Consider the following 16106-nt stretch of genomic DNA (forward strand, 5'->3'; position numbering starts at 1 on the left):
GGAGACGAATGACCGACCTGGTGCTCGTCGGCTGTTACACCGCCGAGGCGAACGGGAACGGGACGGGTATCTCCGCCTTCCGGCGTGATCCCGCCTCGGGCGGGCTCACGCTCGCCTCGACGCTGCCGATGACGTCACCGTCGTGGCTGGCGAAGCACCCCACGGCACCGATCCTGTACGCCACGAACGAAACGGCGACCGGCGAGGTCTCCTCGGCCGCCGTGGACGCGGACGGCGGGCTCACCGCGCTCGATGCCGCCTCCACCGGTGGCGGGCACCCGTGTCAGCTCGCGGTCACCCCGGACGGCCGGTTCCTGGTGTGCGCCAACTATTCCGGCGGAAGCGTGGCGGTGTTCGCGCTCGGCCCCGACGGTCGTCTCGGCGAGCGGACGGCCCTCGTCCGGCACACCGGGAGCGGGCCTCGGACGGATCGGCAGGAGGCGGCACACGTGCACATGGTGGTGCCGTCCGCGGACAGCAGGGTCGTCAGCGCGGTGGACCTCGGCACCGACGAGATCCGGAGCTACCGCCTGTCGCCGGACGGCGCGCTCGACCCGCTCGCGGTTTCGCCGCTGCCACCCGGCACCGGTCCTCGCCAGCTCGTCCGGCGCGACGGCACCGGTCTCGCCTACGTCGCGGGCGAGCTCTCCGGGAAACTGCTGACACTGCGGGAAACGAGCCCCGGCGCGTTCGAAACGATCCACGTGGCGGACGCGACGGCGGAGCGGTCCGGGACGGAGAACCTGGTGGCGCACCTGGAAGTCACCGGCTCACGGGCGTACCTGTCCAGCCGCGGCCCCGACTGCGTCACCGAGTTCACCACCGACCCGGCCACGCCCGTCGCCGACCAGCCCTGCGGCGCCGGCCCACGCCACTTCGCCCTCGACGGCGGCCACTGTTTCGTAGCCGCGCAGGACGAAGACGCGCTCACCGCGTTCCCCGTGGCCGAGCTGGGCAAGGCCGAGCCGCGACGCCACCCGACCGGCTCCCCCAGCTTCGTGCTGCCGTTGACGGTGGCCTGACTAGCCCGCCTTCAGTGCGAGAATCCGGCGCTGCTGGCGTGACTGGGCGAGCAGGCCGCCGTCCTGGTCCCAGAGATCGGCTTCGTCGACGCACCAGCCGTCGCCGTCGGTCACTGTGCGCTGCACCGCCAGCACGAACCCGTCCACGGGGTGTACGGCGAGATCGCGGTGCAGGTGGACGGACAGCTCGGCGGACACGATCGCGGCTGGCTCGGTGAGCGTCGGGTACAACCCCGGCGGCATCGCGTCCATCATCACGATCGCGATCAGGTCGTCCGTGGGCACCTCGGGCCGCAGCCGCAGCCACGCACCCATCTCCGCGTGCGCCACCCCGCTCATCGGATAGGCGCCACTGGCCTGCCGGATCTCGAACCGCTGTCCGAACGGGACCAGTTCGGGCGGGAACTCGATCTCCTCGCACTCCTCCGGCGGCGGCACAACCGGTGCCCGCACGCGCTGCACCACGGACCCACCGGCGCGGCGCCCGCAGACCACCGAGCTGATCAGCACGGTCTGCTCGTCCTGCGTTCCCCGCACCGTGACGAACTCCGTCGTGCCCCCGGCGCGCTCGACCGTCGCGGTGAAGGAAACGGGCGCGTCGGAGAACTTCCGCACGAACTGGGTATGCGTGGCCATCGGCGTCGCGCCGGGTCCCGTCAGGTCGGCGGCCGCCCGCGCGGCGACGGCGTTGAGCAGACCGCCGAGCGGGCCTGCCCACGATCCCCACGAACGGGGCACCGTCACCACCCACCGTCCCGGTTCGACTCGCGTGGCGTCGGTCGAGTGCAGCAGTGGGTGCGATCCGGTGGTCACGGGGTTCTCGCTCTCGTGGTCGGCGGGGTGCGGCGAGATCAAGTAGATCGCATCGGGCACCCGAAATCCATGACGTGCAAGTGAATGCCCGCCGCCTACTGGCGCCATGCCATATGCCGCGCTGAAACACTTCTTCCAGGCGAAACGCCAGGGCTCGTGGACCCTACCGAGGACGGACGGCATTCCCGGTCCGCCATCAGGAAAGGCCTACATATGTGCGGAATCGTCGGCTGGGTCGACTTCGAACGCGACCTGACGGCCGAAACCGGTGCTGTGCGGCGAATGACGGACACCATGGCCTACCGCGGCCCCGACGACGAAGGTGTCTGGGTGCGACGGCAGATCGCGCTGGGACACCGGCGGCTCGCCGTGATCGACATCGCGGGCGGCCGCCAGCCGATGTGGACACCGGAGCGGTCACCGGACGGCGACCCGCTCGCGGTGCTCACCTACAGCGGCGAGGTCTACAACTTCGCCGAGCTGCGCGAAGAACTCAAGACACTGGGCCACCGGTTCGAGACCAGGAGCGACACCGAGGTGGTGCTGCGGGCCTACCTGCAGTGGGGCACGGGGTGCGCCGCCCGGTTCAACGGCATGTTCGCGTTTGCCTTGTGGGACACCAGGTCCGAGGAACTGGTGCTGGTCAGGGACCGGCTCGGGGTCAAGCCGCTCTACTACTACCCCACCGCACACGGTGCGCTGTTCGGGTCCGAGGCGAAGGCGGTGCTGGCCAATCCGCTGGCCACGGCCGAAATGGACCTCGACGGGCTGCGTGACACGCTCGCGACGGCGCGGGTTCCGGGGCGGACGCCGTTGCGGAACCTGTTCGAGGTCAAGCCGGGGCATATCGTCCGGGTGAGCCGCGGCGGGATCCGCGAGCACCGGTACTGGGCACTGGAAACCCGCCCGCACACCGACGGCGTCGAAGACACCGTCGCCAATGTCCGCGCACTGCTGGAAGACATCGTGGCGCGCCAGATGGTGGCGGACGTGCCGTTGTGCACCCTGCTGTCCGGCGGGCTGGACTCCAGCGCGCTCACCGCGCTCGCGCAACGCGGCCTGACCGCGGCGGGCGCGGGCAGGGTGCGGACCTACTCGGTCGACTTCGCCGGGCAGACGGACAACTTCCGGCCGGAGGAGTTCCGCGAGGCGCCCGATTCGCCGTTCGCCGCGGAACTCGTCGCGCACGCGGGCACCGACCACCGCGAAATCCTGCTCGACACGACCAAGCTCGTCGACCCCGGTGTGCGGGACGCGGTGCGGCGGGCGTGGGACCTGCCCTACGGCATCGGCGACCACGATCCTTCGCTGTACCTGCTGTTCCAGGCGGTGCGGGAAGCGTCGACGGTGGCGCTTTCCGGCGAAGCCGCCGACGAGGTCTTCGGTGGCTACCTGTGGTTCCACGAGCCGAAAGCCGTCGAGGCCAGCACTTTCCCGTGGCACGCGATGAGCCCGGCGCCGGTCGAACTGGTGGCGACCGCGTTCCTGGACCGCGACCTGACCGCCGCACTGGACCTCGGCACCTACATCGCGGACACCTACGCCGACGCCGTGCACCAGGTCGAGCACCTGCCGGGCGAGGATCTGCTGGAACGGCGGATGCGGACTTCCAGCCACCTGCACATCACGCGATGGCTGCAGATGATGCTGGACCGCAAGGACCGGATGAGCATGGCGAGCGGGCTGGAGGTGCGGGTGCCGTTCTGCGACCACCGGCTCGTCGACTACGTCTACAACGCACCGTGGTCGATGAAAACCTTCGACGGCAAGGAAAAGAGCCTGCTCCGCGCGGCGACCGCCGATCTGCTGCCGCGGTCGATCGCCGAGCGCCGCAAGGCGCCCTATCCGTCCACACAGGACATCGGGTACGACACGGCGATCAACTCCGAACTCGGCAAGATCGTCGCCGAACCGGGGTCGCCGGCCTTCGGCCTCCTCGATCTCGACGCGGTCGACGCCCATCTGGCGAAGCCGATCACGAGGGCCTATTCGATGATCGAACGATCGGCTTTCACCGAACCCGTGGTGCGGCTCAACGCCGCGCTGGCGCTGCACGACGTGCGCCTGGTCGGCATGCCCGCTTGAGCGTCGCCGTCGTGCCGTCCGCCAGGCGCGGACTAGCTCCAAGAACAGGTCAGAGCAATTACGGTTTCGAGAACAGGGGGACGCCGTGGTCGAGCACCGCAGCTCCAGTGTCGTCGCACTCTTTCCGGGTCAGGGCGGATTCGACGGGGTGGCGCTGGCCACCGCCGCGGCCCGGCACCAGGAAGTCCGAGCCGTCTTCGAAGAACTCGACGAGGTTTCCCTCGCCGAGACCGGACGCGCGGTGTCGGCGGTCGTGCTCGCGGGCGAACCGCCGACGCTGGCCGGGCTGCTCGCCGACGAGCCGTGGGTGTCCCAGCTCGCCATCTACGGCACCGCCGTGGCGGTGCACCGTGTGCTGCGCGAACGCGGCCTTCGCCCCGTTGTCCTGATGGGACACAGCCTCGGTGAGATCGCCGCGCTGGTCGCCGCCGGGGTCTACACCGTGGCGGAGGGCGCGAAGATCGTGTTCGCCCGCGTCCATGCCCTGCGCGGGCTCGACCTGCGCGGCGGGTACATGGCAGCGGTCTCCGCGGACGCCCGCAAGACGCGGCTGCTCGTCGACGTCGTGGAGCACGAGCACCTGGCCGTAGCGGTGGAGAACCACGACCGGCAGACGGTCGTGTCGGGGCCGGCCGACGCGATGGACACGCTCGGGCGGACGGCAAAGGCACTCGGTGTCTCCTTCGCCAGGCTGGACTCACCGGCACCGTTCCACGGGCCCCTGATGCGCGCGGCAGCCGACGCGCTCACCTCCGCGATCCGCGGCATCCCGGCGCGGCGTCCCGAGGTCGCGGTCTACTCACCGATCCTGGACCGGGCCTACACCGAGGGCGACGACATGCCTTCCTTGCTGGCGAGCCATCTCGTGGCACCGGTCAAGTTCGGCGCCGCGGTGCGCGCGGTGCACGCCGGCGGCGCGCGGTACTTCGTCGAGTGCGGTGCCAGGGCGACCTTGTCGAAGTCCGTATCGGCCACATTGGACGGTTCGGCGCACACCACCGTCGCCTGCCTCCCCGACGGCGACGCCGGGCTCGAGCCCGCGCTCGGCACCCTGCGCGCCGCCGGGCTGCTGGCGGACGGACCGGCTCCCGCCGAGGACGAGTTCGACGCGTTCTGGTCCGTGCACGGGCCGAAGATCATCAACAGGGTCCGGCAGGAGCTGGCGAACCAGCACGGCAGCGGGCTGTTCGCGGACCTGCCCGCTGGCGCGGTCGTCGCCGAGGACGCGCCGCCGCGGATCGGCCACGACGAGGTCGCGGGCCAGCTGCGGGAGCTGTACGCCGAAGCGCTGGAGTACCCGGTCGAGGTGTTCACCGACGAGGTGGAGCTCGAGGCGGAGCTGGGGATCGATTCGGTCAAGCAGATCGAGCTGCTGACGAGGGTGTCCGAGGAGTACGGCCTGCAGTTGCAGGGCTCGGGGTTCCGGCTGACGGAGTACGACACGATGGGCAAGGTCATCGGGCACACCGTGCGAAGGCTGGCCGATCGGGAGTCGGCGGATGTCTGAGCTGACCGGCAAGGTCGCACTCGTCACCGGTGGCGCGCACGGGGTCGGCAAGGCGATCGCCGCCGAGCTGGCCGCACGCGGCGCGCACGTGGTGGTCAACTACTTCCACTCCCACGCCGAGGCGAAGCGCACCGAGACCGAGCTGAGGACCCTCGGCAGCGCCGAGATCTTCCGCGCCTCGGTGGCGCGCCCCGAGCAGGTCGAGCGGATGTTCGCCGAGATCGCGCGGCGGCACGGGCGGCTCGACATCCTGGTCAACGGTGCGGCCTCCGGCGCCTTGGTACCCGACGACGAAGTCACCGACGACCAGCTCGACGCGGGCTGGGACACCAACGTCAAGGGCGCGCTGCGGTGCTCGCGCGCCGCGGCGGAGCTGATGTCCGGCGGCGGCGCGATCGTGAACGTGTCCGCGCTGGGCGGCTCCCGGTTCGTGATGGCCAACTACCTGGCCTGCGCCCCGGCGAAGGCGGCGATGGAGACGCTGACCCGCTATCTCGCCGCGAGGTACGCGGGCGACGGCATCCGGGTCAACACCGCGTCCGCGGCGATGCTCGTCAGCGAAGTCGCCGACGCCTTTCCCGACGCGGCGCGGATGCAGGCGGCGATCGGCGCGGCCACCCCGCTCGGGCGGCTCGGCACGCCGGAGGAGTTCGCGGCCCTGGTCGCGTTCCTCGCCGGCGACGACGCGCGATGGGTCACCGGGCAGGTGCTCCTCGCCGACGGCGGGCTGTCGCTGGGCGTTCCGCTGCTGGCCCCGCCCGCAAGCGAACACGGTGCGGAACTCCCGTCCGATGTGCCCGAGGATGTGCCCGAGGATGTGCCCGAAGAGGACGATCCAGTGGCGGACGCGGTGGCGATCGTCGGGATGGGCATGGCGGTGGCTGGCGCGAACAGCCCGGAGGAGTTCTGGGACCTGCGGCTCGCCGGTGCCGAGCTGTTCGTGCCGGTGCCGGCGGACCGCTGGAGCCAGGCCTCGTTCCACTCCGAGGACGACAGCGCCGAGGACAAGTCCTATCAGGACCGCTGCGTGTTCATCACCGGCTTCCGCCCCACCGAAGGCGCGGAACTGCCTGCCGAAGGGGAGTTCACGACGTCGTGGCTCCGGCACAGCGTGGTGCAGGCGATGCGGGGCGTGGCGACCCAGCCGTCGGACCGCTTCCGGTGCGTGATCGGTTACACGCCGGACGGCAACCAGCACCTCGAAGAGGCCGGGGTCGTCTCGGCGACGCTGGACAAGACCGGCGCGATACTGGACGAGCTGGACCCGGCCGGGGGCGCGGGCCTGCGGGGCGAGGTCGAGCGTGCGCTGCACGACCGCTACCGGCTCCGTGCCGGGGAGGACACCTCCCAGTTCCTGCCGCATCGCGTCGGCAGGCTGGCGATCGAGGGCGTGCTGCCGCCGGACACCGCGGTGCAGATGGTGGACACGGCGTGCTCGTCCTCGCTCTACGCGGTGGACATCGGCGCCAAGGCGCTGCTCGGCGGTGCGACCGACGTGGCCGTGTGCGGTGGCGCGTTCGCGCTCGGCCCGCGCGGCACCGTGCTGTTCTCCAAGCTGCACGGGCTGTCCAAGCGCGGCGAGGTGCGCTCCCTCGACCGCGACGCCGACGGCGTGGTCTTCGCCGACGGTGCCGCGGTGGTGGTGCTCAAGCGGCTGAGCAAGGCCCGCGCGGACGGTGACGAGGTCCTCGGCGTGCTGAGCAGCACCGGTACCTCGTCCGATGGCAGGGGCAAGGCGATCTACGCGCCGAATCCCGCGGGACAGGCGCGCGCGATCGCGAGGGCGCGCGCCGACGATCCCGCGCGGCCGGTCGACTGGATCATCGCGCACGCGACGGGCACCCCGGCCGGGGACATGGCCGAGCTGAACACCGTGCACGAGCACTACGGCGCGTCGGAGATCCCGGTGACCTCGAACAAGTCGCTGATCGGGCACACCGGCTGGGCCGCGGGCGTGGTGTCGCTCATCGAAGCGACGCTCGGCCTCCGCCACGCCACCGTGCCACCGCAGTTCCGGTTCACCGCGCCGCCTGCCGACTTCCCCGCCGAACAGTCCCGCCTGCGCATCCCCACCACGGCGCAGCCGCTGCCCCCGCGGCAGGACCGGGCGCGCACGGTGGCGGTGACCGGGTTCGGATTCGGCGGCACCAACGCCCACCTCCTCGTCTCCGATCCCGTTGCGGCGAAGGCACTTCCCGCCCCGGCGGCAAAACGGGAGCGGATCGCGATCGTGGCGTGGGCGGCCCACCTGCCCGGCCTGGCGGGCCCGGGCGAGGTCGAGGCGTGGATACGCGGGCACGGCAAGGCCCCTGCCGAGACGTTCGGCGAGAAGTACCCGACTCCCCCGTTCGAACGCGTGCGGCTGCCACCGGCGACGGTGCGCACCGTGGACCGCTGCCAGCTGATGATCCTGGAGTGCGGGCACCAGCTCCGCGAGCGGCTCGGCGACGCCTGGACCACCTATTCGGACCGCGCGGGCGTGTTCGTCGGCAACCTCGGGCCCACCCGGGCCGGCATGCTCTACGCCAACCGCTGCTACCTCGACGACGTCGACGCGGCGCTGACCGGGGCACCGGCGCTCGCCGAATCCCCGCTGCTGCCGAAACTCCTGCACGGACTGCGCGAACAGGCCCGCAACCTGGTTCCTCCGTCCAATGAGGACTCGTTCTCCGGGATCATGCCGAACATCATCTCGGCGAGGGTGGCCAACTACTTCGACCTGCACGGCCCCAACCTCACCCTGGACGCCGGGCTGGCGTCCACGCTGTCCGCGTTCGACACCGCGTGCCAGTACCTGCGCGCCGGTGACATCGACCTGGCCTTCGCCGGCGGGATCAACGGCAACGACCTGCCGGAACTGCGGCCCATGCTCGCCGGGCTGCTCGACGGCGAGGCGCCTGCCGACGCCGCCTTCCTGTTCGCGCTGACCACGGAGGACGTCGCGATCGCCGAGGGCATGCCGGTGCTGGCTTGGATCGACGATGGCGCGGAGCCGGGGGAAGGCGCCGCCGAATGCGGGATCGACGCCCCGGCGACAGCGCGCTACCTCGGCGCCGCGGGCGGACTGGCCGTGTTGCGCGAACTGCTCACCGGTGACGGCCGGTCCGCGATCGTGTGCCACGCCGAGCCGGACACCCCGGTGGCACGGCTCGACCTGACCATCCCGCGCTCCACAGTGGACGAACCGGGCACGCTCGACGCGCGGTTCGCCGACGCCGGGTCGTACGCACCGGACCACCGGTGCCAGGTGCGGCGGCACGTGCCCGAACTGGTGCCCGCACCGGCCACGCCGTCGAGCGACGGGCGCCCGTTCCTGCCCTCCGGTGTCGTGGTGCTGACCGACCGGGCCGAGACCGTGGACGCGCTGGGTCCGCTGCCCGACAACGCGCTGGTGCTGTGCTGTGCGCCGGAAATGGTGGCGCGCCCCGGCTGGCACCACCTGCCGGAGCCGGGGCCCGAGGAGGTTCGCGCGGTGCTCGGCGACCGCCGGCCCGGCGACGTGCGCGTCGTGCTCGATCTCGCCGCGTCCGCACCGGCCGAGACCTGCCTCGCCGAGGACACGCCGTCCGTGACGGCCCTGCACGACCTGCTGTTCCTTACGCTGCAGCGCTCCGACGAAGCTTCCGTGATCGCGGTGCTGCTCGGCGGCCTGACCGACGGGATCACCCATCCCTGCACCGGCCTGTTCACCGGGCTGATGAAGGCGGCGCACCTGGAATCGCCCGAGACCGACCGGTTCGCCGTGGTGTCCGACACGCGTGACGCCCGTACGGGAATGCTGGCGGCAGAACGGGAAAGCGCTATCCCACGGACCTTCCCGGTGGTCTACGACCTCGCCGGGCGCCGACATGTCCGCGAACTGGTCGAACGGCCGGTCGCGCTCGCGAAACCGGCCACGCCCCGGCTCACGGCGGAGTCGGTGGTGCTGGCCGTCGGCGGCGCTCGCGGCATCACCGCCGAGCTGCTCAAGGCGCTCGCCGCCGAGTTCCGGCCGAAGGTGTACGTGCTGGGCAGCAATCCCCTCGACAGCTATCCCGATTCGGTCTTCGACGGCGGCGACGAACAGTTCGCGGCCGGGCGAAAGGACTGGCTGCGCCAGCAGTTGCGAGAACGTCCCGGTACGACCGTCGCGAAACTCGACCGCGAGTACAACAGGATGGTCGACGCGCGGGCGGCGCGGGCGAACCTGGACGCGATGGCGGCGGCCTGCGGAACCAGCCGGGTGCGCTACCTCGCCTGCGACGTCACCGACCCGCTCGCGGTCGACCGCGCGGTGCGGGAGATCCACGAGCCGCGGATCGACCTGCTCGTCAACGCGGCGGGCCGGAACAACTCCGCGGTGCTGGCGCGCAAGGACTTCGGCGAGTTCCGCGGGGTGCGCGACCTCAAGCTGCGGTCGCATCGCAACCTCAAGCGCGCGCTCGCCGGTGTCCCGGTCGGGACGTGGTGCAGTTTCGGCTCCCTGCTGGGCTTCTTCGGTCAGGTCGGGGAGGCCGACTACGCGGCGGGCAACGACTTCCTCGCCACCGCGGCCGAGTTCGCGGTCCGCGCGCGGGGCGCCGACGAGGTCACCATCGGCTGGACCCTGTGGGGCGGCACCGGAATGGGCGCGGGCGGCCTGGTCAGCTCCTACTACGAGCGCCAGGACACCTACTCCGCGATGGCCGTGGCCGAGGGGATCCACCACTTCGTCCGCGAACTGCACGCCCCCGACCGGGTCCCGCACTTGGTGCACCTCGGCGACGCCGAGCACCGCACCGTCGGACACTTCTACCCCGGTTATCTGTCCACACCGGACACCACGGACTTCTACCTCCGGCGCACCGTCTCCCATGACGAGGACACCGCGGTCTTCGAGTGTCCGATGGACACCGAAACCGACGCGTTCCTGGACGGCCACACCGTCCGGGGACACGCGACGCTGCCCGGCCTGTTCGTCACCGAGATCGCCGCGGAAGCCGCGCTCTCGCTCCGGCAAGGGCTGGAGGTGATCGGGTTCACCGACCTGACCTTCGAGCGCTTCATCCAGGTCCGCGGCGACCTCTCGTCGCCACCGAAACGGATCCACGCCACCGTTCTCGACGCCACCGACGACCTCACGACGGTGGAAGTGCGGATCACCTCCGACATCGTCGTCAACGGCGTGGTCGCCGCGCGCGACAAGCCGCACTTCACCTGCCGCGTCCTGCTCGCACCCGAGTTCACCACGCCCCGATGGGACGAGTGGGCCCCCGATCCCGGTGAGCGCCCGGTACCGGATCCCTACCACCTTCCGGGTTCGCCGGTGCGCCTCACCGGGCCGTTCGCCTGCACCGAGGGCACCCGCACGCACCCTCGTGGCGCCCGCGCCCGCTTCGCCCCGCCGTTGGCGCCCGCCGACGCGGTGTGGTCGCGGTTCCGCATGCCCGCGCTGCTGCTGGACGGCATGGTCCGGATGGGCGTGCTCCACCCGGAACGCGAGCAGGCCGGGCTGCTGCCGGTCGCGGTCCCGACCGCGATCCGCCGGATCGAGTTGTACCGGCGCGCCAACGACCTCGCCCTCGCCGGCGGCGACGTCGAGCTGTACGCGACACCGGGCGCGTTCGGCGCGGACGGCCCCGCCGCGAACCGGTTCGTCGCGACCGACCGGGACGGCCGGATCCTCGCGCAGGTCAAGGACGTCGCCGCGCGCGTACTGGGCCAGATCGACACCACCACCGGCACCTTCCACCCCAAGGGGGCAGACCAATGACCGAGGCACCAGGACCCGGCGGCGCGATGTCGAGGTTCAAGAGCGACTCGCTCGGGCTGATCACCGATCTGCGGCGGCGCTACGGCGGGATCGTGCGGGTCAAGCTCGGACCCTACGTCGTGCACCAGCTCACCGATCCCGGCGCGATCAAGCACGTGCTGCAGGACAACCCCGACAACTACCGGCGCGGCCGGTTCTACCAGGGGTTCTCGCTGTTCATGGGCCGCGGCATGCTCACCACCGACGGCGCGGAGTGGAAGAAGCGCAAGCAGCTCGGCCAGCCGTTCTTCCAGCGGGCGAGGGTCGAGCAGGCGGCCCCGATCATCACCGGCTGCGTCGAGGACCTGGTCGAGCGCTGGGCGAAGCCCGCAGCCAACGGCGAGGTCGTCGATGTCGTCGACGACCTGATGTGGCTTTCGATGGGCGTGCTCAGCCGCACCCTGTTCGGCGTCGACCTGCGCGAGCGCGCCGAGGAGCTCACGCCCGCGGTGCGGTTCTCGCTCAAGGCGATGATCATCACCGGCAAGGTCGAACAGATGCTCCCGCGCTGGGTCCCCACCCGATACCAGCGGACCCTCAAACGCCACCAAGCCACCCTCAACGCCGCGATGGACGACGTCGTCGCCCGGCACCTGGCAGGGGACGGCGAACCGGGTTCACTGGTCACCGCGCTGCTGGCGGCGACCGAACCGGACACCGGGGAACCGTGGGACGCGCGCGCGATCCGAGCCGAGCTGAAGACGCACTTCATGGCCGGGCACGAAACCACCGGCTGCGGCCTGGCCTGGACGCTGCACGCGATCGCCGCCGACCCCGGTGTGCGCGCGAAACTGGAGTCCGAACTGGACTCCGTGCTCGGCGGGGACACCCCGGCCGTCGAACACCTGCCACGCCTGCCCTACCTGCGTCAGCTCGTCGAGGAGTCGTTGCGGCTGCACCCGCCGATCTGGGCGTTCCCGCGCGGCGCCGTGGAAGACGACGAGATCGGCGGCTACCACATCCCGGCGGGCAGCAGCCTGCTCATCCCGCCGTACGCCGCGCACCGCGACCCCGACACCTGGGACTCCCCCGAAGAGTTTCGCCCGGAGCGGTTCTGCCCCGCGCACGCCAACCCGGCGCGGTACTCCTACCTGCCCTTCGGCGGGGGTGCGCGGCGGTGCATCGGCCACCATCTCGCCACCCTGGAAATCCAGCTCACCGTCGCGATGCTCACCCAGCGGTACCGGTTCACCGTCCCGCAGGGAACCGGCATCCACCCCGTCGGGCTCGTGTCCCTGCGCCCCGCCGGCGGGCTGCCCCTCCGCATCGAACGCGCCACCAAGGCATGACCGGACCAAGCCCATCGGTGCGGCGGTTCGTCTGGCACCCCACACCCTCCACTGTGGACGACCCGGCCGATGTCCCCGGCCGGGTGGTCGCGGTCATCGGCACGCCGGGTCACGCCGTCGACGCGGTGTCGGCCGCGCTCACCGGCGGCGGCGCGACGCTGTGGCACCACGGGGATCCGGGGGTGCCCGACGCCGTGGTGGACCTCACCCTGACCGAGCCGTTCGACCCCGGACGGGCCAACGCCGCCGACGAAGCGCTGGTGCGGACGCTGACCGTGCTGCGGCACTGCTACCAGGACTGGGCCGCGGAGACCGACACCCGGCGGCTGGCGTACCTGGCGGTGACCTATCTGGACGGCCGGTGCGGCTACTCCGGTCACCGCGTCCACCAGCCGCTCGGTGGAATCTGGGCCGGGCTGGCGAAAACGCTGCACCGCGAACTTCCCGTCGTCAGCGCGAAGGTCGTCGACCTCCCCGATCCGGGGCATCCCGGGCTGGCCGGGATCGTGGCCGCCGAGCTCTACCGCGACGGCCCGGCCGAGATCGGCTACCGCGACGGCATCCGCGAGGTGCTGCTCCCCCGCGCCGAGCCCGCCCCGGCGCCCGCCTTCGCCCTCGACGGGGACGACACCGTGCTGGTGTGCGGTGGCGGCACCGGGATCGGGTTCGAACTCGCCCGCACCCTCGCCCGCCGCGGCTGCCGCGTGGCCGTCACCGGTCGCGCCGCGCGGCCGGAGGGTGCCGAACACTGGCTGCGGCTCGACCCGGTCGCGTTCGAGCAGTACCGGCACGACCTCATCCGCGACGCCGCGGGCACGCGCGGTCTGCGCGAAACCCGCCGCCGCATCGGAAAGCTCCAGAACCTGCGCGAACTCGACGCCAACCTCCGCGCGGTCGATGCCGAGGGCCTGCCGCTGCGGTACCGGCCGTGCGATCTCACCGATCCCGCGCAGGCCGCGGCGCTGATCGACGAACTCGGCACCGGCCTCACCGGCATCGTCTACCTCGCCGGTGTCGACCGGCCTGCCCGGCTACCGTCCAAAACGGACACCGATTTCCTGGCGGGGGTCGCGGTCAAGACCACCGGCTTCCTCCGGCTCATCGAGGTCCTCCGCGACCGGAAACCGGCACTGAAGTTCTTCTGCAACAGCGGATCGCTCACCGGACGGCTCGGCGGCATGGTCGGCGAACTCGACTACGCCGCCGCCAACGAGGCGCTCGCCCGGCTCGGGCTCTGGGCCCGCCGGGAAACCGGGATCGAGGTCTTCACCGTCTGCTGGCCGCTGTGGCGCGGCCTGAGCGTGTCCACCAACGTCGACGCGGCGCTCAAGTACATGCCCGCGATGGATCCCGCGGAGGGGTTCGGCAACTGGTGCACCGAACTCACCGCGCCCCACCACGGCGGCGAAGTCGTCTACCTCGGCCCGATCGCGGGCGGCATGGACGTCACCAAGGCGGGGCAGTTCCCGCTCGACCCCGCGCTGCCGGGGTTCGGCGCCGCGCATCCCAAGGTCTTCCACCGCGGCACCCCCGCGCACTGGAAACCCGGCGAGCGCCTCCGGTCCCGGATCCGGTTCGACACCCACACCACGCCCGCCGCCGCCGACTTCCACGTCGACGGCTCCCCCGCGCTGCCGGTGTCGCTCCTCCTCGAAACCGCGCTCCGCACCTGCCACTGGCTCGTCCCCGACCCGCCACACGAACTCACCGACGTGGAGGTCCACCCCGCCGCGCTCCGGCTCGTCGACGGCGCCATCGAACTCGACCGCGTCACCACCGTCCGCGACGGCACCGTCGAGATCGTCATCCGGAACGGCGACGGCCCCGCCGTCGCGAACCTCACCGTCCACACTGGAGAGAGGCCCGCCACCGCGGCTCCGGCTTTCCCCGCCACGGCGGCCAACCCGGTGCTCCCCGCCCCGTCGATGGTGCGGTGGAAGGGCGCCGTCATCCCCCGTGCGCAGTGGCAGCGGCACGCCTGCGGCACCGTCACCGCGCCGCTGCCGCACTGCCCGCCATCCGATCTCTGGACCGCCGAGCCCGCACCCGAGCACCTGCTGCCCGTGGCCGCGCTCGAAAACATCCTCCGCATGGCCTACGCCGGGTACGCCGCCGGACCGCTCCGCATCGAGCGAATCGCCGTGCACCCCGAGCACTCCCACCCGACCCGGCTGCTCGGCACGCCTTCCGGCGAAACCTGGTACGCGGTCGACCACAGCTCACGCGTGGCGCTGGTGCTGCGCCGAGGTGACCACCGACCTGACCCGAGGAGCGCGGCATGGCCGAGCTGACCATGAAGCAGATCTACACCGAAACCGGCGCCGACGACCCGTACCCGCTGTTCCGGCGGATCAGGGAAGCCGACCCGGTCTACTGGGACCCGCACATGGGCGACGACGGCGCCTGGATGGTCACCGGGTACGCCGAGGCGATGAGCGCGCTCATGGACACCCGCCTCAGCGCCAAACGGCCGCACTGGAACCCCGCCGCCCTGCCCGACGACACCGATCCGGGGCACCGCACGGCACTGGCCGCGCTGGACGACCAGGTCGTCGTCGCCGATCCTCCCGAGCACACCCGGCTGCGCCGCCACCTCAACCGCCCGTTCCTGCCGCGACCGGTCCACGACATGGAGGACCGGATCACCGCGACCGCGCGCCACCTGATCGACGCCGCGCTCTCCGGCGGCACCGGCGAATTCGACGCCATGGGCGATTACGGGTTCACCCTGCCTGCCACCAGTCTCGGCCGCGTTCTCGGCATCCCCCGCGACCAGGACTACATCCCGTGGATGCTCAGCCTCGGCCTGCTCATCGACGACGGCCCGGTCAGCAGGGAGCGCACGCCGAAACTGCTCGGCAGCGTGCACGAGTACCTGGAGTTCTTCCGCGGCCAGGTGGCCGAGCGCCGGGGCGGCGGCTACGACGACCTCATGCAGACCCTCGCCGACGCCTACACCAACGGCGAGTTCGCCGACGAGACCGAGCTGTACGCCAACCTGGCGTTCCTGCTCACCGCGGGGCAGATCAGCACCGCGCACCAGATCGGCAGCACGCTCCTGCACCTCCTGCGCCGCCCCGAGATCTACGAGCGGCTCCGCGCGAATCCCGGCCTGGTGCCCGCGGTCTCCCCCGAACTGATGCGCTACGACGCCTCGGTCCAGCTCACGAAGCGCCGCGTGCGCGAACCGCTCCGGCTCGGCGACCACGACCTCGACACCGGCGCCGAGATCTTCGTCTGGATCGGCGCCGCCAACCGGGATCCCGAACGCTTCCCCGATCCCGACCGCCTCGACCCCGACCGCGAGAACGTCACGCACCTCTCGTTCGGCCGCGGCATCCACTTCTGCCTCGGTGCCCAGCTCGGCAAGCTCGTCCACGACACCGCGCTGCAAACCTTCCTCGACCGCGTGCCCAACCCCCGGCTGCTCGTCGACGGCCGGGTCCACCGGTCGGCGATGCCCACGTTCCGCGGCCCGTACCTCCTCCCCGTCGGCTACCGCTGAGAAGGCGTCCGGGGATCACGCGGGAGTCGAGGCTGGGGGGTCAAGTCCCCGAAGGACGCTCCTCTCCACGGTGGGTGATCTGTGCCTGCGCCCCGAAGGGCAACCTTCGGGGCAT

General features: G+C 71.6%; 8 protein-coding genes. 7 read left to right on the forward strand and 1 reads right to left on the reverse strand.

Annotation, left to right across the window (positions count from 1 at the left end; all coding sequences use genetic code 11):
* The first annotated feature begins 8 nt into the window (after positions 1 to 8).
* Positions 9 to 1022, forward strand: coding sequence for a lactonase family protein (locus tag ABD256_RS01440; RefSeq protein WP_344412452.1), 1014 nt, complete (start codon positions 9 to 11; stop codon positions 1020 to 1022).
* Here ABD256_RS01440 and ABD256_RS01445 read toward each other — a convergent pair whose 3' ends face one another.
* Positions 1023 to 1895, reverse strand: a complete 873-nt coding sequence (locus ABD256_RS01445; RefSeq protein ID WP_344412454.1) for a thioesterase family protein — start codon at positions 1893 to 1895, stop codon at positions 1023 to 1025.
* Positions 1896 to 2048: 153 nt separating this feature from the next.
* On the opposite strand from ABD256_RS01445, the gene asnB reads away from it, so the two are divergent.
* The 6 genes from asnB to ABD256_RS01475 all read left to right on the forward strand — a co-directional run bounded on the left by asnB (position 2049) and on the right by ABD256_RS01475 (position 15991).
* Positions 2049 to 3920: an asparagine synthase (glutamine-hydrolyzing) gene (gene asnB / locus ABD256_RS01450; protein ID WP_344412456.1), complete on the forward strand. Its 1872-nt coding sequence runs from the start codon at positions 2049 to 2051 to the stop codon at positions 3918 to 3920.
* Positions 3921 to 4005: 85 nt separating this feature from the next.
* A complete protein-coding gene (locus ABD256_RS01455; RefSeq protein WP_344412458.1) occupies positions 4006 to 5427 on the forward strand; it encodes an acyltransferase domain-containing protein in 1422 nt (473 codons plus the stop codon).
* Positions 5420 to 11158, forward strand: coding sequence for an SDR family oxidoreductase (locus ABD256_RS01460; protein ID WP_344412460.1), 5739 nt, complete (start codon positions 5420 to 5422; stop codon positions 11156 to 11158). The genes ABD256_RS01455 and ABD256_RS01460 overlap by 8 nt, the downstream gene beginning before the upstream one ends.
* Complete coding sequence (locus ABD256_RS01465) at positions 11155 to 12486, forward strand: cytochrome P450 (RefSeq protein ID WP_344412462.1); 1332 nt, start codon at positions 11155 to 11157, stop codon at positions 12484 to 12486. Before ABD256_RS01460 ends, ABD256_RS01465 begins: the two co-directional genes overlap by 4 nt.
* Entirely contained in the window at positions 12483 to 14777 is a 2295-nt protein-coding gene (locus ABD256_RS01470) for a KR domain-containing protein (protein WP_344412464.1), read from the forward strand. Before ABD256_RS01465 ends, ABD256_RS01470 begins: the two co-directional genes overlap by 4 nt.
* Positions 14765 to 15991 (forward strand): cytochrome P450, encoded by a 1227-nt coding sequence (locus ABD256_RS01475; RefSeq protein WP_344412466.1) that lies wholly within the window; start codon positions 14765 to 14767, stop codon positions 15989 to 15991. Before ABD256_RS01470 ends, ABD256_RS01475 begins: the two co-directional genes overlap by 13 nt.
* Positions 15992 to 16106: the final 115 nt, after the last annotated feature.

The sequence above is a fragment of the Amycolatopsis minnesotensis genome (assembly GCF_039529815.1).
Classification (GTDB): domain Bacteria; phylum Actinomycetota; class Actinomycetes; order Mycobacteriales; family Pseudonocardiaceae; genus Amycolatopsis; species Amycolatopsis minnesotensis.

What these genes read in the sequence shown, in the direction of transcription:
- ABD256_RS01465 (WP_344412462.1), top strand. Translation starts at nt 11,155, where the DNA reads ATGACCGAGGCACCAGGACCCGGCGGCGCGATGTCGAGGTTCAAGAGC.
- ABD256_RS01470 (WP_344412464.1), top strand. Translation starts at nt 12,483, where the DNA reads ATGACCGGACCAAGCCCATCGGTGCGGCGGTTCGTCTGGCACCCCACA.
- asnB (WP_344412456.1), top strand. Translation starts at nt 2,049, where the DNA reads ATGTGCGGAATCGTCGGCTGGGTCGACTTCGAACGCGACCTGACGGCC.
- ABD256_RS01440 (WP_344412452.1), top strand. Translation starts at nt 9, where the DNA reads ATGACCGACCTGGTGCTCGTCGGCTGTTACACCGCCGAGGCGAACGGG.
- ABD256_RS01460 (WP_344412460.1), top strand. Translation starts at nt 5,420, where the DNA reads ATGTCTGAGCTGACCGGCAAGGTCGCACTCGTCACCGGTGGCGCGCAC.
- ABD256_RS01475 (WP_344412466.1), top strand. Translation starts at nt 14,765, where the DNA reads ATGGCCGAGCTGACCATGAAGCAGATCTACACCGAAACCGGCGCCGAC.